This is a genomic window from Sorangium sp. So ce375, from assembly GCF_051473855.1.
Classification (GTDB): domain Bacteria; phylum Myxococcota_A; class Polyangia; order Polyangiales; family Polyangiaceae; genus Sorangium.
This window is the reverse complement of sequence record NZ_CP150335.1, coordinates 930,846-952,573: the sequence shown is the minus strand read 5'-3', so window position 1 is coordinate 952,573 and position 21,728 is coordinate 930,846. Positions and strand designations below refer to the sequence as shown.

At 71.1% G+C, this 21,728-nt stretch carries 17 protein-coding genes; 8 read left to right on the top strand and 9 right to left on the bottom strand.

Annotated elements, in window-relative coordinates; genetic code table 11:
• Positions 1-216 precede the first annotated feature (216 nt).
• From uvrB to WME90_RS03685, 4 genes are all read left to right on the top strand, one after another.
• On the top strand, positions 217-2,373 hold the full coding sequence (gene uvrB, locus WME90_RS03700) for an excinuclease ABC subunit UvrB (protein WP_437279672.1): 2,157 nt from the start codon (positions 217-219) through the stop codon (positions 2,371-2,373).
• A 460-nt stretch (positions 2,374-2,833) separates the two neighbouring features.
• Positions 2,834-4,018, top strand: a complete 1,185-nt coding sequence (serB, locus tag WME90_RS03695) for a phosphoserine phosphatase SerB (RefSeq protein ID WP_437279671.1) — start codon at positions 2,834-2,836, stop codon at positions 4,016-4,018.
• A 392-nt stretch (positions 4,019-4,410) separates the two neighbouring features.
• Complete coding sequence (locus tag WME90_RS03690) at positions 4,411-5,430, top strand: LacI family DNA-binding transcriptional regulator (RefSeq protein ID WP_437279670.1); 1,020 nt, start codon at positions 4,411-4,413, stop codon at positions 5,428-5,430.
• A gap of 158 nt (positions 5,431-5,588) precedes the next feature.
• A complete protein-coding gene (locus WME90_RS03685) occupies positions 5,589-7,526 on the top strand; it encodes a glycoside hydrolase 5 family protein (RefSeq protein WP_437283555.1) in 1,938 nt (645 codons plus the stop codon).
• 105 nt (positions 7,527-7,631) lie between these two features.
• Here WME90_RS03685 and WME90_RS03680 read toward each other — a convergent pair whose 3' ends face one another.
• On the bottom strand, positions 7,632-9,815 hold the full coding sequence (locus tag WME90_RS03680; RefSeq protein WP_437279669.1) for an ABC transporter permease subunit/CPBP intramembrane protease: 2,184 nt from the start codon (positions 9,813-9,815) through the stop codon (positions 7,632-7,634).
• Positions 9,812-10,597 (bottom strand): ABC transporter ATP-binding protein, encoded by a 786-nt coding sequence (locus WME90_RS03675; RefSeq protein WP_437279668.1) that lies wholly within the window; start codon positions 10,595-10,597, stop codon positions 9,812-9,814. Before WME90_RS03675 ends, WME90_RS03680 begins: the two co-directional genes overlap by 4 nt.
• 213 nt (positions 10,598-10,810) lie before the next feature.
• Here WME90_RS03675 and WME90_RS03670 point away from each other — a divergent pair, with 213 nt between their 5' ends.
• From WME90_RS03670 to WME90_RS03655, 4 genes are all read left to right on the top strand, one after another.
• Positions 10,811-11,035, top strand: coding sequence for a hypothetical protein (locus WME90_RS03670; protein ID WP_437279667.1), 225 nt, complete (start codon positions 10,811-10,813; stop codon positions 11,033-11,035).
• 83 nt (positions 11,036-11,118) lie between these two features.
• Positions 11,119-12,303, top strand: a complete 1,185-nt coding sequence (locus WME90_RS03665) for a hypothetical protein (protein WP_437279666.1) — start codon at positions 11,119-11,121, stop codon at positions 12,301-12,303.
• Positions 12,304-12,555: 252 nt separating this feature from the next.
• Positions 12,556-13,383 (top strand): bifunctional hydroxymethylpyrimidine kinase/phosphomethylpyrimidine kinase, encoded by an 828-nt coding sequence (thiD, locus tag WME90_RS03660; RefSeq protein WP_437279665.1) that lies wholly within the window; start codon positions 12,556-12,558, stop codon positions 13,381-13,383.
• Between the two features lie 262 nt (positions 13,384-13,645).
• A complete protein-coding gene (locus WME90_RS03655; protein ID WP_437279664.1) occupies positions 13,646-15,331 on the top strand; it encodes a protein kinase domain-containing protein in 1,686 nt (561 codons plus the stop codon).
• A 273-nt stretch (positions 15,332-15,604) separates the two neighbouring features.
• Here WME90_RS03655 and WME90_RS03650 read toward each other — a convergent pair whose 3' ends face one another.
• From WME90_RS03650 to WME90_RS03620, 7 genes are all read right to left on the bottom strand, one after another.
• Positions 15,605-16,186, bottom strand: a complete 582-nt coding sequence (locus WME90_RS03650) for a hypothetical protein (RefSeq protein WP_437279663.1) — start codon at positions 16,184-16,186, stop codon at positions 15,605-15,607.
• Positions 16,187-16,607: 421 nt separating this feature from the next.
• Positions 16,608-17,180 carry a hypothetical protein gene (locus tag WME90_RS03645; RefSeq protein WP_437279662.1) on the bottom strand — a complete coding sequence of 191 codons (573 nt, stop codon included), beginning with the start codon at positions 17,178-17,180 and terminating at the stop codon, positions 16,608-16,610.
• Positions 17,181-17,509: 329 nt separating this feature from the next.
• Entirely contained in the window at positions 17,510-18,841 is a 1,332-nt protein-coding gene (locus WME90_RS03640) for a tolB protein (protein ID WP_437279661.1), read from the bottom strand.
• Positions 18,832-19,692: a TonB C-terminal domain-containing protein gene (locus tag WME90_RS03635; RefSeq protein WP_437279660.1), complete on the bottom strand. Its 861-nt coding sequence runs from the start codon at positions 19,690-19,692 to the stop codon at positions 18,832-18,834. The genes WME90_RS03640 and WME90_RS03635 overlap by 10 nt, the downstream gene beginning before the upstream one ends.
• Positions 19,689-20,183 carry a biopolymer transporter ExbD gene (locus WME90_RS03630; protein WP_437279659.1) on the bottom strand — a complete coding sequence of 165 codons (495 nt, stop codon included), beginning with the start codon at positions 20,181-20,183 and terminating at the stop codon, positions 19,689-19,691. Before WME90_RS03630 ends, WME90_RS03635 begins: the two co-directional genes overlap by 4 nt.
• Before the next feature lie 21 nt (positions 20,184-20,204).
• Positions 20,205-20,942 carry a MotA/TolQ/ExbB proton channel family protein gene (locus WME90_RS03625; RefSeq protein ID WP_437279658.1) on the bottom strand — a complete coding sequence of 246 codons (738 nt, stop codon included), beginning with the start codon at positions 20,940-20,942 and terminating at the stop codon, positions 20,205-20,207.
• Between the two features lie 150 nt (positions 20,943-21,092).
• Entirely contained in the window at positions 21,093-21,647 is a 555-nt protein-coding gene (locus WME90_RS03620; RefSeq protein WP_437279657.1) for an OmpA family protein, read from the bottom strand.
• Between the last annotated feature and the right edge of the window lie 81 nt (positions 21,648-21,728).

Here is a 21,728-nt window from a genome sequence, read left to right as displayed (position 1 = left end):
GACCGGACGGAGGCGCGGGGGGCCTGTGGGCGCGCCTCGTTCCAGGTGCCAGGTGCCAGGTTACCGACAGCTGGTCGACAATTTCCGCTCGGCCGATTGTTGTCAATGGTTGCCGATAGTTGGAAGACCGACGAAGCCGGACGAGACCACGCCCTCCGGCCCCGACGGCCGCGGAGGTTGCGAGGAGCGCCTCGCCGCACTAGGGTCCTCCGCTCCATGCCCACACACTTCGAGCTCGTCTCCGAATTCAAGCCGTGCGGTGACCAGCCTCGCGCGCTCCAGGAGATCTGCTCTGCGTACGAGCAGGGCGAGGCCTTCCAGGTCCTCCTCGGCGTCACGGGCAGCGGCAAGACGTTCACCGCCGCCAAGGTGATCGAGAAGCTGCAAAAGCCGACCCTCATCATGGCGCCGAACAAGACGCTGGCGGCCCAGCTCTACGGCGAGATGAGGGAGCTCTTCCCCAACAACGCCGTCCACTATTTCGTCAGCTACTACGACTACTACCAGCCCGAGGCCTACGTCCCGACGAGCGACACGTTCATCGAGAAGGACGCGATCATCAACGACGCGATCGACCGCATGCGCCACGCGGCGACGCACGCGCTGCTCTCGCGGCCGGACGTGATCATCGTCGCCTCGGTCAGCTGCATCTACGGCATCGGCTCGGCCGAGAGCTACCACGGGCTCCTGATCAAGCTCGAGCGCGGCACCGAGATCCGCCGCGACGAGCTCCTGAGGCGGCTCGTCGACATCCAGTACACGCGGAACGACGTCGATTTCCACCGCGGCACGTTCCGCGTCCGCGGCGATGTCGTCGAGATCTTCCCGGCCTACGAGGAGGCGCTCGCGATCCGGGTCGAGTTCTTCGGCGACGAGATCGAGGCCATCAAGGAGGTCGACCCGGTCCGCGGCAAGGTGGTGGGCCAGCTCGATCGCTACGCGGTCTTCCCCGGCTCCCACTACGTCACCGAGCAGCAGCAGCTCAGGCTCGCGATCCAGGCGATCCGCGAGGAGCTGCGCGAGCGCATCGACTACTACGACAGGGCCGTGCGCTTCCTCGAGAAGCAGCGTATCGAGCAGCGCACGATGTACGATCTCGAGATGCTGGAGCAGATGGGGTTCTGCAACGGCATCGAGAACTACTCGCGCCACCTCTCGGGCCGGAAGGCCGGCGAGCCCCCGCCGACACTGATCGACTATTTCCCGAAGGATTTCCTCCTCATCATCGACGAGTCGCACCAGACCGTCCCGCAGGTCGGGGCGATGTTCCGGGGCGACCGGGCGCGGAAGGAGACGCTTGTCGAGTACGGGTTCCGGCTCCCCAGCGCGCTCGACAACCGGCCGCTCAAGTTCGAGGAGTTCGAGCAGCACTACGCTCAGGTCCTCTTCGTGAGCGCGACGCCCGGCGACTACGAGCTGCAGAAGTCGGCCGGCGCGGTCGTCGAGCAGATCATCCGGCCGACCGGGCTCATCGATCCGCAGATCCAAATCCGGCCGGTGTCCGGTCAGGTCGACGACCTGCTCGCGCGCATCCGGGAGCGGGTGAGCCGCGGTGATCGCGTGCTCGTCACGACGCTGACCAAGCGGATGGCCGAGGATCTGACGGAGTACTACACGGAGCTCGGCATCCGGGTCCGCTACCTCCACTCGGACGTCGACACGCTCCAGCGCGTGGAGATCCTCCGCGATCTCCGGCGCGGCGAGTTCGACGTACTGATCGGCATCAACCTGCTTCGCGAGGGGCTCGATCTCCCCGAGGTGTCGCTGGTCGCCATCCTCGACGCCGACAAGGAGGGCTTCCTCCGGAGCCCGCGCTCGCTCATCCAGACGATCGGCCGCGCCGCCCGCAACGTGAACGGCGAGGTCGTGATGTACGCCGATCGCATCACCGACGCGATGAAGCGCGCGATGGACGAGACGAACCGGCGGCGCGCGATCCAGGAGGCGTACAACAAGGAGCACGGCATCACGCCGGCCACGGTGAAGAAGGCGATCCTCGACCTGTCGCCCACATCGGGCACGCGCGACTACTACGCCGTGCCGAAGGGCCCGGCGAAGCCCGCGGCCGAGGCGGGGCGCGCCGCGATGGACCTGGTGGACCAGATCGATGCGCTCCGGCAGGAGATGTTCGCGGCGGCGGAGAACCTCGAGTTCGAGAAGGCCGCGCGGCTGCGCGATCAGCTCCGCCAGCTCAAGGCACAGCAGGGCGACGGGGACGCGGACGCCGCGCGCGAGGCGGCTCAGGAGAAGCCGGCGCGCTCCGGGCGGCCGGCGAGCCGGCGGGGCACGGGCGGCAAGGGCGGCGGGCGACCGGCCGCGGGCGGCAAGGGCGGGCGCGCGGCGGCGGGGCGAGGGGGCGGGCGCTACCGATAGCGACGGAGCCCGCGGGGGAGGGGGCTGCGCGCGCGGGGGGGCGGTGGGCCCTCCCACGAACTCGGGCCTTTTGGGGGGCTATTGCCTGCTAGACGGGTGAGGGAGACCGCGCGGAGGCCGCTGCGCCGCGGGCCGGCCCTCGGGTTCGTGGGGCCCGCCCACCGCCCCCCCGCGCGCGCAGCCCCCTCCCCCGCGGGCTCTTTGTGGGGGGATGGGGGGATGGGAGGGGTGCAGGCGCGGCGAGCGCGCGGCAGGAGGGTCCGGTGGGCGCGTGAAGGGGGGATGGTAGCTCGGCAAACGATCTTGTTTTGGTAAAGCGTCCTCTTTCTTCGCGCAGTGCTCTGTTATCGAGACGTGTCCATGGTTTCATCGAGAGGTGCGTTCTCTTGGGAAGCCTTCTTTGTCGGGGCGCGCGATCGGCGTCGACCCTGCCGCGCGGGCCTGTTAAGGGGGCCCCGGCATGGCCGTATCGTCCGATCCGATCCTCGTCACCGTCACCGGCAGGGACCACCCCGGCATCACCGCGCGGCTCACCGGCATCCTCAGCGACATCGGCGCCACTCTGCTCGACATCGAGCAGGTGGTGATCCACGGAAACCTGAACCTCGCGCTCCTCGCGCTCTTCCCCGAGACACGAAGCGGGCTCAAGGAGCTGCTGTTCGCCGCGAAAGAGCTCGGCGTGACGCTCGACTTCAAGCCGATCGACGGCGGCGCACCGCCGCGCGCGCTCGGCAGCCGGTACGTGGTGACGGCGATCGGCCGCGAGCTCGGCGCGAAGCCGCTGCACGACGTGGCCGCCACGCTGGCAGCCCACGGAGCGAACATCGAGAAGATCGCCCGCCTGTCGGTCGAGCGCCTCTCCTCGGTGGAGATCCAGGTGCTGCTCCAGCGCGAGGAGGAGGCCGACGCCCTCAAGCAGGCCCTCCTCGCGCTCGCGACGCAGAACAGCTTCGACCTCGCGCTGCAGCGCGAGGGGCTCTTCCGCCGGAGCAAGCGGCTCGTCGTGATGGACATGGACTCGACGCTCATCCGCATCGAGGTGATCGACGAGCTCGCACGCGCGAAGGGCGTCGCAGAGCAGGTCGCGAAGATCACCGAGCGCGCGATGCAGGGAGAGATGGATTATGACGAGTCGCTCCGCCAGCGGCTCTCGCTGCTCCGCGGCCTCGACGTCGGCGTGCTGCGGAAGCTCGCTGCAGAGCTCCCCATCACCGAGGGCGCAGAGACGCTCATCCGGGTGCTGAAGCGGCTCGGCTACCGGACGGCGGTGATCTCGGGCGGGTTCTCGATCGCGGCAGAGGCGCTGAAGGCACGGCTCGGGATCGACTACGCGTACTCGAACGCGCTGGAGGTCGTGAACGGACAGCTGACCGGCCGGGTGACTGGGCCCATCGTCAACGCGCAACGCAAGGCAGAGCTGCTCGAGACCATCGCCCAGGCCGAGGGCGTGCTGCTCGATCAGACCATCGCCGTGGGCGACGGCGCCAACGATCTCCTGATGCTGCAGCGGGCCGGCCTCGGCGTCGCGTTCCGCGCGAAGCCCAAGCTGCGAGAGGCCGCAGACACATCCCTCTCCGCAAGCGGCCTCGACGCCATCCTCTTCCTGCTCGGCATCACCGAGCGCGAGCTCCTGGAGGTGGCGTGAACAGCCCGATACGGCCTGTCCATCCAGCAGCGGAGTCCAGCGGAGCGCGCTGCCGCGCCTGACAGGCGCGCGCCGTGCCGCGGCGCGCCCTCGAACGGCGCAGCACCCTGCTTGACAGGCCCGCGCCCACACTCCGCGAACGAGGCGGCCGACAACTCGCCTACATCGATTTCGCTGACCGCCCCCGGCCGCCGTCCGGCGCGCCCCTCGCCCGCCTCGCCTGGTCGGGCGACGGTGTGGGAGGGGCTGCGCCAGGCTCGTCGATCCCTCGCGTCGCCCGGCCCTGCGCGGTGTTCGGCTCCCCCGCGGGCCGCCGTGCTATCCACCGGGGCCATGCAGCGGAGCCGGTTCACACGGCAGGCGCGCTCCGTCGCCTGGAGCGGAGGTGATGCGTGAAGCGTCCGACGATCACGGACATCGCATGGCGTGCGGGAGTGTCCAAAGGAGCGGTGTCGTATGCGCTGAACGGCAGGCCCGGCGTGTCGGAGCCGACGCGCGAGCGGATCCTCGCCATCGCGGCGGAGCTGGGCTGGCAGCCGAGCAACGCGGCGCGGGCGCTCTCCGACGGCCGCGCCGGCGCCGTCGGCCTGGTCATCGATCGGCCCGCGCACACGCTCGGCATCGAGCCGTTCTTCATGCAGCTCATCTCCGGCATCGAGGCGGAGCTGGCCGAGAAGGCCGAGGCCCTGCTGCTCAAGGTGACGGAGGATCGCGTGACGGAGGTGGAGACCTACCGCCGCTGGTGGGCCGAGCGGCGGGTCGACGGGGTGATCCTCGTCGACCTCTGCGACGACGATCCGCGCGTGAAGCTGATCGAGGAGCTGCGGCTCCCGGCGGTGGTGATCGGCGGGCCGGCGGGCAAGGGGCAGCTCCCCGCGGTGTGGAGCGACGACGGGAGCGCCATGCGCGCGGTGGTCGACTACCTGGCCGCGCTCGGTCACCGGTCGATCGCGCGGGTCGCCGGCCCCGCGGAGTTCGTGCACACCGCGGTCCGGACCAAGGCGTTCAACGCGGCCGCGCGCCAGCGGCGCCTGGACCGGGTGCAGACGGTCCACGCCGATTACACGGGCGAGGCGGGAGGCCAGGCCACACGGCGGCTCCTGGCCGAGGCCGCGCCGCCGACGGCCATCGTCTTCGACAACGACGTGATGGCCGTGGCCGCGCTCGCGGTCGCCCAGGAGATGCGCGTCCCCGTGCCCGAGCGCCTCTCGATCGTGGCCTGGGACGACTCGGCGCTTTGCCAGCTCGTGCACCCCGCCCTGACCGCCGTGCGCCGCAACATCGCCGAGCACGGCTCCCGCGCCGCCGCGCTGCTCCTCCGCCTCGTCGCCGGAGAGCCGGTCACCGACGACGAGTGCAGCGCGCCGACGCTCGCGACGCGGGGCAGCACCGCCCCGCCCCCCCGCGCATGAGCCGGCCTCGCCCGAGAGCGGGCGCGCCCTCCGCAGCCTGGACTGAACCGATTAAGTAGCCTACACTGAACCGATTAAGCGACCTGCCCGCCGCTCCTCTTCGAGCGCGCGGCTCGCGCCGCGAGGGCGCCGCTCTGCACGATCAGGACGTGAGGACTATGCACCGCAATTTCGCCAAAGTCGCAGTTCGTCAACAGGCGGTCGCCTGGCTGGGGGCCAATTTCTGGTCGAGGCGCGGCGGCCCGCTCATGTGGCAGAGCTATGATCCGGCCGTGGTCCGCGAGGAGCTCCGGGTGCTCGCCGATCACGGTCTGACCATGACGCGGTCGTTCTTCTACTGGCCTCACTTCATGCCGGAGCCGGACCGCATCGACGAGGGCTGCGTCGCGCGTTATGCCGATTTCCTCGAGGCGCACGTCGAGGCGGGCCTCACGACGATCCCGACGCTCCTCGTCGGCCACATGTCCGGCGAGAACTGGGACCCTCCCTGGCGGCGCGGGCGGGACCTCTACGGCGATGTGTGGATGGTGGCCCGGCAGGCCTGGTTCGCCGAGCAGATGGCGCGGCGCTTCGCGGGGCACCGGGCGGTGACGGGCTGGCTCGTCTCCAACGAGATGCCGATCTACGGCGAGCGCGAGCGCTCGGTCCGCGAGAACGTCACGAGCTGGGCGAGCCTGATCGTGCAGGCGCTGCGGGCCGGCGGGGCGAGCGAGCCGATCTCGATCGGCGACGGCGCGTGGGGCATCGAGGTCACGGGAAACGACAATGGGTTCTCGGTCCGCGACCTCGGCGCGCTCGTCGATTTCCTCGGCCCGCACGTGTACCGGATGGAGAACGACCTGGCGCGTCAGCACTACGGCGCGGCGTTCGTCTGCGAGCTCACGGGCTTTCTCGGCAAGCCCGTCGTGCTGGAGGAGTTCGGCGTGTCATCGGGCTTCGCGTCCGACGAGAACGCCGCGCACTACTACCGACAGGTCCTCCACAACACGCTGCTGGCCGGCGCCACCGGCTGGATCGGCTGGAACAACACCGATTTCGATCTCATCCACCAGGATCCCTACAGGCACCATCCCTTCGAGCTCCACTTCGGGCTGACGACCGTCGACGGCCGACCCAAGCCGCAGCTCAAGGAGATGGCCCGCTTCGCCAAGGTGCTCGCCGACATCGACGTCCTCGGCTGTGAGCGCGACCCGGCCGAAGCGGCGCTGATCGTCCCGTCGTACCTGGAAGGCGCGTTTCCTTTCACGGAGACCGAGGACCGCAGCTACCTGTTCACGATGCTGCGCCAGGCCTACATCGCGGCAAAAGAGGCGGATCTGCCGGTCGGGCTGACGCGGGAGCGGGACGGGATCGCCGAGGACTGCCGGCTCTACCTGCTGCCGTCGGCCAAGCAGCTGACCGCGCCCACCTGGCACCTCCTGGAGCGGCTGGCCTCCTCCGGCGCGGTCGTCTACGCGTCGTACTGCCACGGCACGCACGGGTCGCAGCGCGGGCCCTGGTATGCGCACCTCAACGAGATGTTCGGTGTCGAGCACCAGCTGCGCTACGGGATGGTCGATCCGATCGAGGACGATCGCGTGAAGCTCACCTTCGAACGCCCATTCGGCACGATCGCGGCGGGCACGACGCTCACGTTCCCGGTCTCCGGCACCGAGCACAGCCGCGCTTACCTGCCCGTGCGCGAAAGGGGCGCGGAGGTCGTCGCGGTCGACCAGCACGGCCGGCCGGCGCTGCTCCGGCGCAAGATCGGGAGCGGCAGCGTCGTGCTCTGCACCTATCCGATCGAGCACTTCGCCGCGGCGACCCCGCGGGTCAACCCGGAGCCGACCTATCGGCTCTACGACGCGCTCGCCGAGCTCGCCGGCGTGAACCGGCCGGTGACCGTGGACGACCCGCGCGTCGCCGCGGACACGCTGCGCCACCGGGATGGCCGCCGCTTCGTGTTCCTTGTCAGCCAGGCGGATCAGCCGCTCTCGGTGACGCCCGCCGCGGCCTCGGGACACCTGACCGAGCTGGGCGGCGAGTCCCCGGTCCACGCGGTGGAGCTCGCGCCCTACGACGTGCGGATCCTGGAGCTGCGGGCAGCGACACGGTGAGCGCGAGGCGGCCCGCATGTCCGTACCGCCGCGAGCGGCCGGCGCGAGGCGCGCGATCTGCCCCTCCACGCGCGCTCGCCCACACCGCCGCGGCGTTCGCTGGCCTCAGCCCTGTGCCGCGCTGCCTCCGCCGGCCTCTCCTCCGCGGCGCTCGTCCATCTTCGCCGCCTCTTCCGGCTCCGGCTCGCTCGGCGCCGTAGACCGGAGCAGGAGCAGCCCGGCCAGCGACACGATCACGCCTGCGCCCGTCACGCTCCACGGCAGGAGCTCTCCTTCGACGACGCCCTGCGCCCACGAGGGCTCGAAATAGAGGAGCGACACCGCGAGCCCGTTGTTCAGGGCATGGATCAGCGCCCCGGGCAGCACCGAGCCGGTGCGGTGGCGCGTGTAGCCGAGCGCCAGCCCGAGCGAGAACGTCGGCAAGAGCCGGTACACCGAGCCGTGGGCGAGGCCGAAGAGGAGCGCCGACACGCCGATCGCCACCGCGGGCCCGGCGCGGCGCAGGCCTGCGTAGACGAGGCCGCGGAACAAGAGCTCCTCGCAGACGGCCGGCGTCACGGCGACGAGCAGCAGGACGACCGGGTACGGCTGGCCGCCGAGCAGCACCAGCTCGCCGAGCTCACGGGCAAAAGGCTCTGGCGCGGGGAACCACCGGAGGACGGTGCCGCCGATCGCGGCCCACGCCGAGACCCCGAGGAGCAGCGCCCCGGCGAGGCCCCGGGCCGAAGGCGGCCTGAGGCCGAGCGTGGCGCGCGGCGAGTAGCCGAAGCCGGCGACCAGCGCGAGGGTCGGGACCAGGAAGAAGCCTACCTGCGAGACCGCGAGCTGGACCGCCACGCTGACGCGCGCGAGGAGCAGGCTGCCGTAGAAGAAGAGCACCTGGACGCCCGCGAACGCCACCAGCGAGAAGCCCGCAGAGGGCGCCCCGCCAGCCCTGCGCCCGAGGCCGAGCACGGCGCGCGCCGACTCGTGGCCGCCGAGGAGCACGCTCTCGCGCTCGAAGACGCGCGCGGCGAAGAGGAGCGCGAGGCAGGCGTAGATCGCCGACGAGACGAGCGCCGTGAAGAGGAGATCGGCCGGGGCCTCTCCGACGAACAGCGCCTTGATCAGCACCGCGATGTTGAGGACCGGGGCGTAGGCCGTCCACGGGTTGAGCTCGACCACCGGCAGGGCCGTGATGCCGGCGAGCAGCGAGAGCGGCAGGTACGCCGGCATGAGCGCGTTCTGACCGTCCTTGAAGTCCTTCGCGAACACGGCGAGCGCGAGGAACAGCGCCGAGAACAGGAGCGTGACCGGCGCGAGCAGCACGAACGCCAGCGCGAACGTGCCAGGGCCGACGATCATCGCGTCGGGCAGCAGCCGGCTCACCGTGAGCGACATGCTCACCACGTTGCCGAGCGCCGTGAGCAGCGAGATGACCCACACGGCCAGGAACTTGCCGGAGATGATCTCGATGGGCCGCACGGGCGCGCACAGCAGCGTCTGCATCGTCCCGCGCTCCTTCTCGCCCGCCGTGAGATCGATCGCGGGGAGGAAGCTGCCGAGGAGCGACATCAGGATCAGCAACATCGGCATCATCGAGCCGAGGATCTGGCCGACCTTGCGGCTGTCCGCCGCGACGTCGCGCGGCACGACGTCGAGCGCGCTCGCGAACCCCTCGGGCAGACCGCGCTCCGCCTCTCGATCCGCGACGATGGCCTTGCGGGCGCGCCGCAGCGCGCCCTGGAGGCGCGCCTCTGCCGTGGCCGAGTCGCCGCGGACCGAGTCGAAGTAGATCGCGACGGCGCCCTTCCCGCCGCGCCCGAGCTCGGCCCCGAGCGATGGCCACGGGACGAGCACCGCGTCGACCTTGCGCTCGCTCACGGCGGCGCGCGCCGCGGCGAGCACGGGGTTCTCCGGCTCGATCCACCTCGGCGGCTCGGTCCCGGCCTCGGCCTCCGGGGGCGGCGCCTCGTCCGGCGCGGGCGCCGGCCCCGCTGGCGGCGCGAGCGCCCCGGAGAGGAGCCCCTCACGCACGTCGGGTGGCGCGCCCGCCCACGGATCGAGCTCGATCTTCCCTGCCGCCGAGAGCCTCGTCTGCAGGCCCTCGGCGAGCTCCCCCCACACCGCGATCCTGGACGGACGCGCCTCGCGCGCGGCCGCCTCGAAGCCGACGAGCTTGCTCATCGCGAGCGCGAAGAGCGGGTAGAGGAGGAGCGGGACCAGGACGAGGCGCACGAGCGTGCGCCGATCCCGGAGCGACTCGACGAGCTCCTTGCGGAGGATCGTCCAGACGATGGCGAGCCTCACGACGCCTCGGCCCCTGGCGTCGGCGCGCCGGCGCGCTCGGGCGCGTCGCGCGGGCGGCTCCGCTCCACGTGGTGGAGGAAGGCGTCGGTCAGGTTCGTGGTGCCGGTCCGCCCGAGGAGCTCGGGCAAGGTCCCGGCGTCGACGACGCGCCCCTCGTGCATGAGCGCGATGCGGTCGCAGAGGTACTCGGCCTCGCTCATGATGTGCGTCGAGAAGAGGATGGCCCTGCCCGCGGCGCGCTCCCGCCGGATCGACGCGACGATGAAGCGGCCGCTGAGGATGTCGAGCGCGGTCGTGGGCTCGTCGAGGATGAGCACCTCGGGCTCGTGGAGGAACGCGCGCGCGATGTTGGCGCGCTGCTTCTGCCCCGCGGAGAGCGTGCTGCACGGCCGCGAGGCGAACGCGTCCATCTCCAGCTCGGCGACGAGCGCGTCGATCCGGCGCGAGAGCGCCGCCTCCTTCATGCCGTACAGCCGGCCGAAGTAGCGGAGCACCTCGCGGGGCGTGAGCCGCTGGTAGAGCTGCGTGTCCCCGGAGAGGAAGCCGAGGCGTTGCTTCGCCTCGAGCGGTCTCGCGGCGAGGTTGACGCCGCCGACAAGGATCCGCCCCTGGTCCGGCGACAGGATGCCGGCGAGCATCCGCAACGTCGTCGTCTTGCCCGCGCCGTTCGGCCCGAGCAGCCCGACGACCTCACCGGCGTGCACGGCGAGATCGACCCCATCCACGGCCGTGACGCCGCCGTACCGCTTCACCAGACGCTCGGCGCACAGGGCGGGAAACATGAAGGCGTCTCCTATTCCGGTCCGCGCCACGGCGCAAAGCGCCCGTCGAACAGGACCCCGGCGCACGGCGGCCCCGGCGCGCGGACCTCCTGCTCGTGCCGCCCGGTCGCCTCCGTCCAGCCCCCGTCCAGGCAGCGGGGCGGCGCCGCCCCTCGACGTCCGCTGCGGGCCCCCTAGACTACGCTGATGTCCACGCCGACGAGCACGTCTTCGATGCCCTATCGCGACCGTACGACGTCCGAGCCAGTCCAGTGCCCCTGCGGACACGGTCGTGATCACTACATGGTGAGCGCCGAGGCGGAGTACCGCATCCTCGGGTACATCCAGCTCGCGTTCGGGATCTCGGCTCGACCGACGAAGGTGAAATACAGGTGCCGGCGCTGCGACACGGTGTTCGCGACGACGAAGGATCCCGCGATCCTCGACAAGCATTACTGACGCCGAGGCCTCCGGCGCGATCAGGCCCCTCCCCCCTGCCATGGTCGCCTCGCTCGGCACGCCCTGTGGCATACTCATCGCCGATGCGGCAACGGCTCTTCACGATATCGCTCGTGATCCTCGGCGCGGCGGTCCTCCCGGCCGGCTTCCTGGCAGTCGCCTGCTCGCCGGCGGAGCGCTCGTTCGGCGATGGCAACGGCGGCGGCGGGACCGGCGGCGCTGTCGCGTCGACGACCGGCAGCGGCAGCGCCTCGACGACCGGCAGCGGCGGAGCCGGCGGCGGCAGCGTGAGCGCCGGCGAAGGCGGGGGAGGTGGAACGGGCGCAGCCGGCGGAGCGGACTTGCCACCGCTGCCCCCGGAGGTCGTCGCCACGGGCCTTGACGACCCGTACGCGATCGCGGTCGACGACCAGAGCGTCTTCATCCTCTCCACCTCCACGCTGCTGCGGTGTCCCCTGGCAGGCTGCCCGGATCCGGTGGTCCTCGCCGAGGGGCTCGGGCCTCCGAGCGCCGCCGTCTTCTCTCCGTACCTCGTCGCGGTGGATCCGAATTTCGTGCACTGGCTGAACACCCCGAAGGCGGGAGGGGCGCGCCGCTACTACCGATGCCCGGCGGCCGGCTGCGTCTTCCAATCGCCTGTAGAAGTGTGGGAGTCCATAACGGGCAACCTGAATCAGATCCAGGTGAGCGACGACGGCGTCGCGCGCATCTCGGACAAGTTCGATGTCCTCGAGTGCGACAACGGCCAATGCCAGCGGATCCCCTGCGTGCACGCGGACGGGATCCGTTCGTTCGTCATGGATGGGACGACCGTCTACTGGGCCCACTCCACCGATCCCGGAGGCGTCTATTTCTGCGATCCCGGCAATGCCGACGGCGCGATCCAGCTCCACGCCGAGCACGGCGTCGTCATGGCGATCCACGACGGGATTCATTACGTGATGAACGCGGCCAAAAATACCATTTTCGCGTGCAAGAAGACCGGGTGCGGCGGCAGCCCGACGACCTTCGTCGAGGGCGAGCCGTCGTTGACCAGCATGGCTGTCGGCCCCACAGGCGTGTACTGGACCGCCCTCGGCGCGGACATGGGCGCAGACGGCGTCGTCAAGATGTGTCCGCTGGACGGGTGCGGCGGCGGCCCCCGGGTCATCGCCTCGAACCAGGCGCGGCCGACGAGCATCCGCCTCCGGAACGGCTTCGTCTACTGGTCCAACCGCGGCCTGCCCGGTAGCCCGAATTCGGGTGAGATCGTGCGCGCCGGCCTCTGACGCACGGCCGGGATCGCGGCGCGAGCGCCCGCGATCGCAGCCGCGAGCAGGGCGCTCGATCGGCCGCCGGCCCCGGCAGGCGGCCCGCGGCCCTCGCGCGCCGCCGGCAAGAACCGCTCGCCGCTCGCTGCATTTCAGGACACCCTGCGCGCTCGCCATGCGCCCCTCTCGCAGCTCATTCCTCGCTCTCCCAGCGCACCTGCCGCGCGGAGGCCGGCCGGCCTCCGCAACGGCCCACCTCCGGGGCACGCCATGAAAGGGCGCGTCCTCATCGTCGCCGGGTCCGACTCGGGCGGCGGCGCCGGGATCCAGGCCGATCTCAAGGCGGTCACCGCGCTCGACGCGTACGGCGCGACGGCGATCACCGCGCTCACCGCGCAGAATACCCGCGGCGTCGACGCCGTGTTCCCGGTGCCTCCAGGCTTCATCGGCCGCCAGATGGAGGTCGTGCTCGACGACATCGGCGCGGACGCCATCAAGACCGGGATGCTCCACTCGGCCGAGGTCATCGACGAGGTCGCGCGCGTCTACGAGCACCTCGGCCGCGGCGCCCCCCTCGTGGTGGACCCGGTGATGGTCGCCAAGGGCGGCGCCCGGCTGCTGAAGCCCGACGCGGAGGGCGCCCTGCGCGCCCGGCTCCTTCCGCTCGCCGCGCTGCTCACGCCGAACATCCCCGAGGCCGAGGCGCTGACCGGCGGGGTCATCGACAGCGTGGACGCGATGCGCAGCGCCGCCGCGCAGCTGCTCGCCATGGGGCCGCGCGCCGTGCTGCTGAAGGGAGGCCACCTCCCGGGCTCGACGGTCGTCGACGTCCTCCGGACCGCGCCGGGGTCCGGCGCCTCCGGGGAGCCCGGGGGCGAGCAGCTGTTCGAGGACCCGCGCATCGAGACGCGCGCGACCCACGGCACGGGCTGCACGCTCGCCTCGGCCATCGCCGCTGGCCTGGCGCAGGGCCTCGCCCTCGTCCCCGCGATCGGGCGCGCGCGCCGCTACCTCCGCGAGGCGATGCGCGCCGCGCCGGGGCTAGGCCACGGCCACGGCCCGCTGAACCACGCCCACACGGCGCGGCCGTTCTCCTGAACAGCCCGGCGCGCCGGGCGCGTCTGTGGACGACCGCGGCGGCCGCGCGCCACGGGGCCCGCGCGGCGGCGAGGAGGCTGTGCGCGAGAGCGGCGGGGCGGTCCCGTGCGGCGCCGAACGGGCCGGCCGCGTCGCCTGTGCAACGACTCGTTGCGCCCGGCGCTCGAATGGACGACCCTGCGCGCAGTCCATATCGGCGTCCGGGCGCGTCTGCTTCGGCGCCGTCGCGGAGCTCTTCCTCACCCTTCGTGCGCCCGTGGCCGTGACCAAAGATCCCCTCCCTCCCATCGACGTCGGAACGGTCATCAACGACCGGTACGAGGTCCTGAAGAGCATCGGCAAAGGCGGCATGGGCGAGGTGTTCTTGGCCTTCGATCGCCTCACCCAGCAGCAGGTGGCGCTCAAGGTGGTGCCCGAGGCCTCCGCCATGCCGGGCGACGACGAGGCCCTGCGGCAGGAGGTGATCCTCGCGCAGAAGGCCCGCCACCCGAACGTCTGCCGCGTGCACGACCTCGCGCCGAGCCCGTGGGGGCCCATCCTCGTGATGGAGTACATCCCCGGGCAGACGCTCCACAACCACATCCGCAAGCGCAAGACGTCCGGCGGGTTCAGCGCCGACGAGTTCCGCAAGATCTCGACCGACGTCTGCGCGGGGCTCGCCGCGATCCACCAGCAGGGCCTCGTGCACGGCGATCTGAAGCCCGGCAACGTGATGGTCGCCGACGATCGCGCGGTCATCCTCGACTTCGGCTTCGCGAAGGAGCGAGCCCGCGCCGCCGTGCGCAAGCCGGGCGCGCCTCCGGACGGCGGCACGCCTCACTACATGTCGCCGGAGCGGCTGCGCAGCGGCGGCGCGAGCCCGGAGGACGACGTCTACGCCGCGGCGTTGACGCTCTGGGAGATGTGGACCTGTCGCGTCCCCGAGCCCGGCTACAAGCCGCGGCTCAAGACGATGAAGCAGCAGATCACGTTCGACGTGCCTGCCGCGCTGACCAACGACGAGATCAGGCAGATCTTCCGCGCGCTGAACCCGGATCCGCAGATGCGCCCGCAGGCGCGGCACATGCGGTTCTTCAACCCGACGCAGACGACGACCGCGCCGATCCAGCTGCCGCGAGAGCGCATCGATCCAGGCCCCGCGCCTGGGCGGGCCATCAAGACGCAGTTCACGCCCGGCGCGCAGTCGCTGCTCATCACGTACGCCACGAACGCGCCCGACAGCGTCGCCACCCTGTTCCCGCTGCAGAAGCCGGTGCTCTCCGTCGGCCGCCGCAGCGATCAGGACCTCGTCCTCGCCGAGGCGACCGTCTCCGGATCGCACGCGCTGCTTCGCTGGCAGACGGGCTCGTGGCTGGTCGAGGATCTGAACAGCACGAACGGCACCTACGCCGACTTCCCCTTCGAGCGCAAAGCGCAGGTCTCGCTGCTCCACGGGGCCGAGGTGCAGCTCGGCGAGTGCCGCCTCATGGTGGTCACGTTCGGTCCGGACTCGCCGCACCACGACAAGGCGAAGCGTTACCTCGCCCGGCGCGACGGCCTCACGGGGATGCTCGTGCGCGAGCACCTGATGAAGGCCATCGACGAGGACGGCTTCTTCGCCGAGTGGGCCGAGGTGCCGATGCAGATCGCGCGCTTCGAGCTCCGCGGCCAGAACGGCCTCGTGAGCTTGCGGCCGACGATCCTCGAGATGCTCGCGCTGCGCAAAGCCGCGCTTCAGGTCGTCGATTTGACCCAGACGCTGCTGCTCAGCCTGACGCCGGCCGCGGCCGGGCGCACCGGCCCGCTCACGTTCGTCGTCTCCATCGTGGGTCCCAACCTGGACGAGGCCCAGCACGTGGTCGAGCAGGTCGTCGCGCAGGTGCAGGGCACGCTCCCCGAGACGCTCGAGCTGACCGCAACGCTCGTGAAGTGCGAGCCTGGCCGCCCCGCGCGCACGCTGATCGACTGAGGCAGACCGCCACGCCGTCGCTCACCTGCCGGGCCGCCGCTCGATCGCCGAGCCGTCGCTCGATCGCTGAGCCGTTGCTCGGCCGCCGAGCCATCGCTCGACCGCATGTTCCGTCATGGAGACACAGAGCCCATCACCGAGCCCACCGGGCCGGTGGCACGCGCGTGCAGCGCGCTGCACTCTGCCAGCGCTCCTGACCGAAGGAGAGCGCTCCCCGTGTACTGGAGCGGTGCGCGGCTACTGGATGGCGAGCGGCTACTGGATGGCGAGCGGCTACTGGATGGCGAGCGGCTGCTGCGCGGTGAGCGGTTGCTGGGACGGCCCGCTGCAGGCCTCGCCCGGAGCGGCGACGCCATCGAGCACCACCTCGCCGGCCGACTTCCGAACGTCGATCTCTCCCTGCCAGATGAGCTCTGCGCTGCCCTGGGTGTCGACGACGTCGCGCAGCAGCCGCACGTAGACCTTGCGCGGGGCGACCTCGGGGATCGCCACCGAGAAGTCGAACGCGCAGACGGAATCGCACCTCGGATTCGCCGTGTCGGGCTCGTCCCGCTCGGTGATCTCGTAGATGCTGTCGATCCTGTCCACGTGCATCGCGCGCTGGCCACAACAGTTGAGCAGGAGCCGGCTGTCCGCGATCTTCAGGGCGCCGCTCGACCGGTCGTAGCGCCAGCGCAGGACCTCGGCCCCGCAGTAGCTCTCCTCCCCCTCAGGGGCGAGCCGCCGCTCCGGCTCCACGAACCCGCCGGCTTCGCTCACGAGGCCCACCTGCGCAGGCTCCGCCTCCAGGCACGCGCTCAGAGCAAGCAGCGACCCCAACGTTGCAAGCGCTCCACAGACCCCCAGGTACTTCATGCCCCGATTTCCTTGGCTGTCCCGCGACACTGTTAAAATACGCCCAAAAGGCAAAGAACCAGGGCCTCTAGAAACGCGTTTCACGTGTCCGCTACGTGCGCCTAGGGAGTCAGCTGCGAGTCAACGTGCGTAAGGTGCGCGCATACCCCGCACCCGGGAGCAGCTGCACGCACATTCGAGTGTGATCTACGGGTTTATGGAATAATTGTCCAGGCAAAAGTCGCAGAGTACGCCCGATTCTCTGACCATGACCGTCATGGTCGGTCGACCTGCTCCACCATCCCACCATCCCCTGTTCCACCATTACGCGCAGTGCGCGCATCGCGCGCCGACATACGCAGCGGGACATTCGCGAGCTCTCCCCCTGCCGACCGCGGACTCCAGGTGAGGCGGAGCGATGCGGGGGCGTGTGCTCAGCGCCTCATCGCGCGGCGACCGTCTTGCTTCGCTGGCGCGGGGAGCCCTTCGCCTGGCAGCCGGCTTCCGCGGGGGTTTCGTCGAGGACGATCGCACCGGCAGAGACGCCGAGGTCGAGGGAGCCGCTCCAGATCACGGCCGGGCCGCCCTGCTGATCGACGACGTCGCGCAACAGCTTCACGTAGATCTCGCCCTGCGGGACGTCGCGCACGCCGACGGACAGATCGAAGGCGCACTGCTCGCTGCAGCGACCTCCGGCGCCCTCCGGCGCGTCCTGCTCGGTAACCTCGTAGAGGCTGTCGATCCTCTCGACGTGGATCGCGCGCTTCCCGCAGCAGTCGAGCATCAAACGGGCGTCGGCGAGGCGGAGGGTCGCCGACGGCTCATCGTACTGCCAGCGCAGCACCTCGGCGCTGCAGTAACCCCCGTCCTCTGCCGCCGCGAGCCGGTGCTCCGGGTTCCTGAACCCCCCCTGCTCGCTGATCCTCGCTTCCTGAACCGCCGCCACCGAGCTGCAGCCGCCGGCGCAGAAGGCCCACCCGATCGCGATGGCGGTCCAGATACGGCTCGACACCATGCACTTCTCCATTTCCTCTTGGCTGGCTGGCCAGGGCGTTTCGCCACGATTTCAGTGCAATTTTCCAGCCAACTCTCCCCCTGAGCAGTCCGGAGGCTAACCGCGACCGACGCGGCGGGCCAAGGAAGCGGGAGCCGCGACCACCGTCTCCCTTCGCCTTCGCTCGCAGCGACGGCGCAGGAGGGCGCGCAGGAACTACCCACGTCAGACGTGCCTGGACGTAAAAAGTTGTCGGGGAGAGAACGCTTGGCTCAGCCACGATGCGGGCGGCCCTCGATTGGACACACGCCCGATGTCCAGGTCGCGCCCCTCGGCGCGGCCCGCCCGCGTTAGTTCTTGGCTTCGACGGCCTTGCCGGGCGGAAGAGGATCCCAGCGCAGCGAGTCCCCGAGGAGGTTCGAAATGCGCTTCGGGCGCTGCCCGTCGACGCGCATGACGTAGAGCCCTGGCCCCTCGCCGGAGGTGCGCGTGGAGAAGAACGCCACGAGCCGCCCATCGGGGCTGCAGGCCGGGTACCCGTTCCTGCCCTGATTCTGGGTCAGCCGCGCGAGGCCGCCGCCGGTCTCCCCCGAGACGACGAGATCCGTGTTCTTTCCGACGCCGACGGCGTAGACGGCCTTCACGCCGTCGGGGTGGTTGCAGAACGTGGGCGCCGAGGCGAAGAGCCCCTCCGGAGAGATCGCCTTGCCGCCGACGTAGATGCGCTGTCCGTACCTCCCCTCGCCCGAGAAGGCGAGCTTGCCGGTCGGCGTGAACACCGGGTGGAGCGCCATCTCCACCTCCGAAGCCGGCTTGATGCTCTGGAGATCGGGCCCGGAGAACAGCTTGATCGTCGACCCCACACCGATGCTGAGCGCGACCTGGGAGCGATCCTTCGAGAACGCGATCCCGTAGACCGAGCCCTTCACGGGCAGCGGGAGCGGGCCGGCTGCCAGCGTGAAGACCTTGTACTCGTCGCCCTTCACGCTCGCCGCGTAGTGGAGCTGCTCGTTCTTCCCGAACGCCGGGGCGATGGCGGTCTGGTCGGGCGGCGAGACGGCCTTGGCGTCGTGGCCGTCGGCGTCGATCGTGAAGACGCGCCGCAGCGAGCCCGAGCCCGAGGCGAACGTCATGTGGCTGGCGAAGCCGCCGTTCTGGCCGGTGAGGGCGCCGATCAGCTGGTCGGCCACCCGGTGCGACTCGAAGCGCACGTCGCGCAGGGGCACGATGAACTTCTTGTCGAACACCGGGGCCTGCCCGCGGTTCACAAGGAACGCCTGGCCGACGAGCTCGACCTTGTCGGCGGCGACCTTCTTGCCGCTCACGCTCACGACCGCCTCGACCCCCTTCGCGGACCACGCCTTCACGTCCACCGGGCTGTCGGAGAGGTACAGGCCGTCGGGCGCGGCGCTGTCGGGCAGCACCTCGAACTCGCCGCACAGCTCGAGGTCGCGCCGGACCACGCTGTGGATCGTCACGTCCTCGGGGTCCGAGACGAGCGATGGCAGGACGCCGATCTTCGGGAGCGGGCGCGTTGCGCCGGCCACCACCGTGATGTGGCCGAGCAGCTCGTCCGGGTTGGGCGGCGCCGTGGAGGCCGGCGCCTGCGCAGGAGCAGGGGGAGTAGCGAGCGCGGCGGCGGCGAGCGCCAGGGCGCCGAGGGCGTATCGAGCTAGTCGCATGTGGTCTCTCTACAGACGAACGTGACGCTGACCTGCTTCTGCCCGAGGTTGGGATAGTTCTCGGGCGGCGGCGGCAGCGCCTGCCCCTTCGCCGCCTCGAGCGTCGCCTGCGCGGCCGCGTCGAAGGCGGGATTCCCGCTCGGCGTCAGCGTGTAGCTCACCATCTGCCCGTCGGACAGGACGATGACCGCGCGCGGCTTGTGCTTCGTGAGCTCCTCCGGCGGGAGCCCCGAGCCGTTCACGCGGAACCTGCTCGAGAACCAGCCCGCGATGCGGGCCAGGTACAGATCCACCGCGCGCGCCTTGAGGGGATCGGCCTCGGTCCCCTCCTTCACGCCGTCCTCGTGGCCCTCCTGGTCGACGTTGGCGGCCGGGCCGGCGTCGACCTTCGGATCGAGCTCGGTGTCGACTTGCTTCGCGACCGAGGCGTCGGGCGGCGGCGGCGCGGTGCCCGCGTCCGCGACCTTGACCTCCGGGGGCGGGATGTCCGCCTCGGTCTTGCCCGCGCTCGGCGACACGAACGCCTTCTGCTCGACGCGCGGCTTGGGCGCCTGGCGCACCCACCGGTCGGGCAGCTTCATCTTGTCGCGCTTGCCGCCCAGCTTGAGCAGCGGCGTGTCCATATCGAGCACCGGCACGACCTTCACCGGGACGCTCGGCCCCTTGTCGATCTCGGGCGCCGCCGCGGGCACGGCGAGGTCGGCCAGGCTGACCGCGACGGCGGCGCCCGCCTGCACGGCCATCGCCACCGCGACGGCGAGCGCGATGTCCCGCGGGCGAAAGTCGCTCGCCGGCCGGCGCTGCCCGGGCGGCGTCCTCGGTCCGGGCGCGCGCGCCGCAGCCGTGCTCACGGCGCCGCTCCCCCGGGCCGAGGCGCCGCTCCCCCGGGCCGAGGCGCCGCGCCCCCCGGCTGCGGCGGGGCGCCCTCCGGCTCGATCTCCGGCTGGACGAGGAGGTTCAGCCCCTCGACCCCGGCGGCCCGGGCGGCGGCGACGACCCGCGCCACGGCGCCGTAGCGGGCGTCCTTGTCGGCGCGGATGTAGAGCTCCTTCTCCTTCTGCACGCGCCCGTTCGAGGCGAGCACGCCCTCGATGTCGGCGGTCGCGTCGTCCTCGCCGAAGAGGATCTTCTCTTCCTTCGTGACGGTCACGACGAGCTTCGTGTCCTTGGTCGGCGCCTCCTCGGCGGCGACGTTGGGAAGCTCGACCCGGAGCCCCGTCGTGAGCAGCGGGGCCGTGACCATGAACACCACGAGGAGCACGAGCATCACGTCCACGAGCGGCGTGACGTTGATGTCGCTGAAACCGCCGCCCCGCCGCCTGCGCCCACCACCGACCGACATGCCCATGATCGGCCCCGCCCCTCAGCTCTTCGGCATCACCGGCGTGGGCCGGTCGCTCGTCCGCTGGAGCGCCAGCGGGATGGACTCCTGCATTCCTCGTGCGGAGAGCGACGCGATCTCCACCCAGCCCTCGCTCGCGGCCTCGAGCGCGGCGAGCAGGTCGTCGACGCGCTTGTTGAGCCCGTTGTAGGCGATGACCGCCGGGATCGCGGCGAACAGGCCGATCGCGGTCGCGATGAGCGCCTCGCCGATGGCTGGGGCGACGACCGGCAGCGACGCGCTCTTCTGCTGACCGATGCGGAGGAACGCGTCCATGATCCCGTAGACGGTGCCGAACAGCCCGATGAACGGCGACGCCGCCGCGATCGACGAGAGCGTCGGCATGAGCGCGCTCGCCCGCTGCGTCTCGGTCACGATCGCCCGCTTCGCGATCGAGTCGAGGAGCCGGCTCGTCCCGACGCGGCGGCTGAGCTCCATCACGACGCGGGCGCCGGGCGCGTCCGCGTGCCGCTGCGCCAGCGCGAACAGCTGATCGGGCGAGTGGGCGTGCGCCGACTCCTGCTCGAACCGCGCCTGTAGCGAGGCGAGCCGCGCGAGCTGGAGGACCTTCAGGACGGCGATCACCCAGACGAGGATCGCCGCGAAGATCAGCAGCCAGACCACCAGGAAGACGGGACCGGAGGCGTGCAGGACCAGGGAGACGGGATCGAGCTTGATCTGGACCGTCGCCGGCTCAGGGGCGCTTTGCAGGAAGGCCATTTCGATCTCTTCGGGTCAGGGAGTCGGCTCGTCAGGGTTCCGCGCGCGCGGCCCCGTTCAGTGGAGTTTGCGACCGCGGCCCCCTCTCTCGCGTGGGAGCGCGGCCGTGGCCCTCTTCAATATCGCCCAGCGCCGCGCGCGGCGCTGCGCTCAGTCCGCGAGCAGGATGTCGACCTTCCGGTCGCGCGCCCAGCCCTCTTCGTCCGTGCCGGTCGCCTCGAACTCGCCCTTCGACGAGGTCGCGATGCGGCCCTGCTCGAGGCCCTTCTTGCCGAGGTACTCCGCGACGCTGCCGGCGCGCTTCTGGCCGAGGCCCAGGTTGTACTCCGTCTCGCCCCGGGGATCGGCGTGGCCGATGAGCTTCATCCCCTTGCCCTTGAGCGGACCCGAGACGAAGCAGCGCGCGAGCGCGTCGAGCGCGCCCGCCGCCTCGCCCTCGATGGCCGTCGAGTCGAACGCGAAGCGGGCGGTCGGCAGATCGCCGCAGGCCTTGAGGATCTTGTCGTCGATGCGGATCGACCCGCTCGACGGCTTCTCGGTGTCCTGCTTCGGCGCAGGTGCGGCGGCGGTCTTCGCCACCGGAGGAGGCGCGACGTCGCTGGCGACATTCGCCGGCGGTTGTGGATCGGAGCCGCAGCCGGCCGCGAAGGCCGCCAGAGGCGCCGAGACCACGAGGATCAACGCAGGCAGTTTTGTCATGGGCATGCCGTTACCACGCCGGGAGGCGCGTTGCAGCATTTTGAGCGGCCGCTGGCGAGCCGGCGCGCCGCGATGACGGGCATTCCG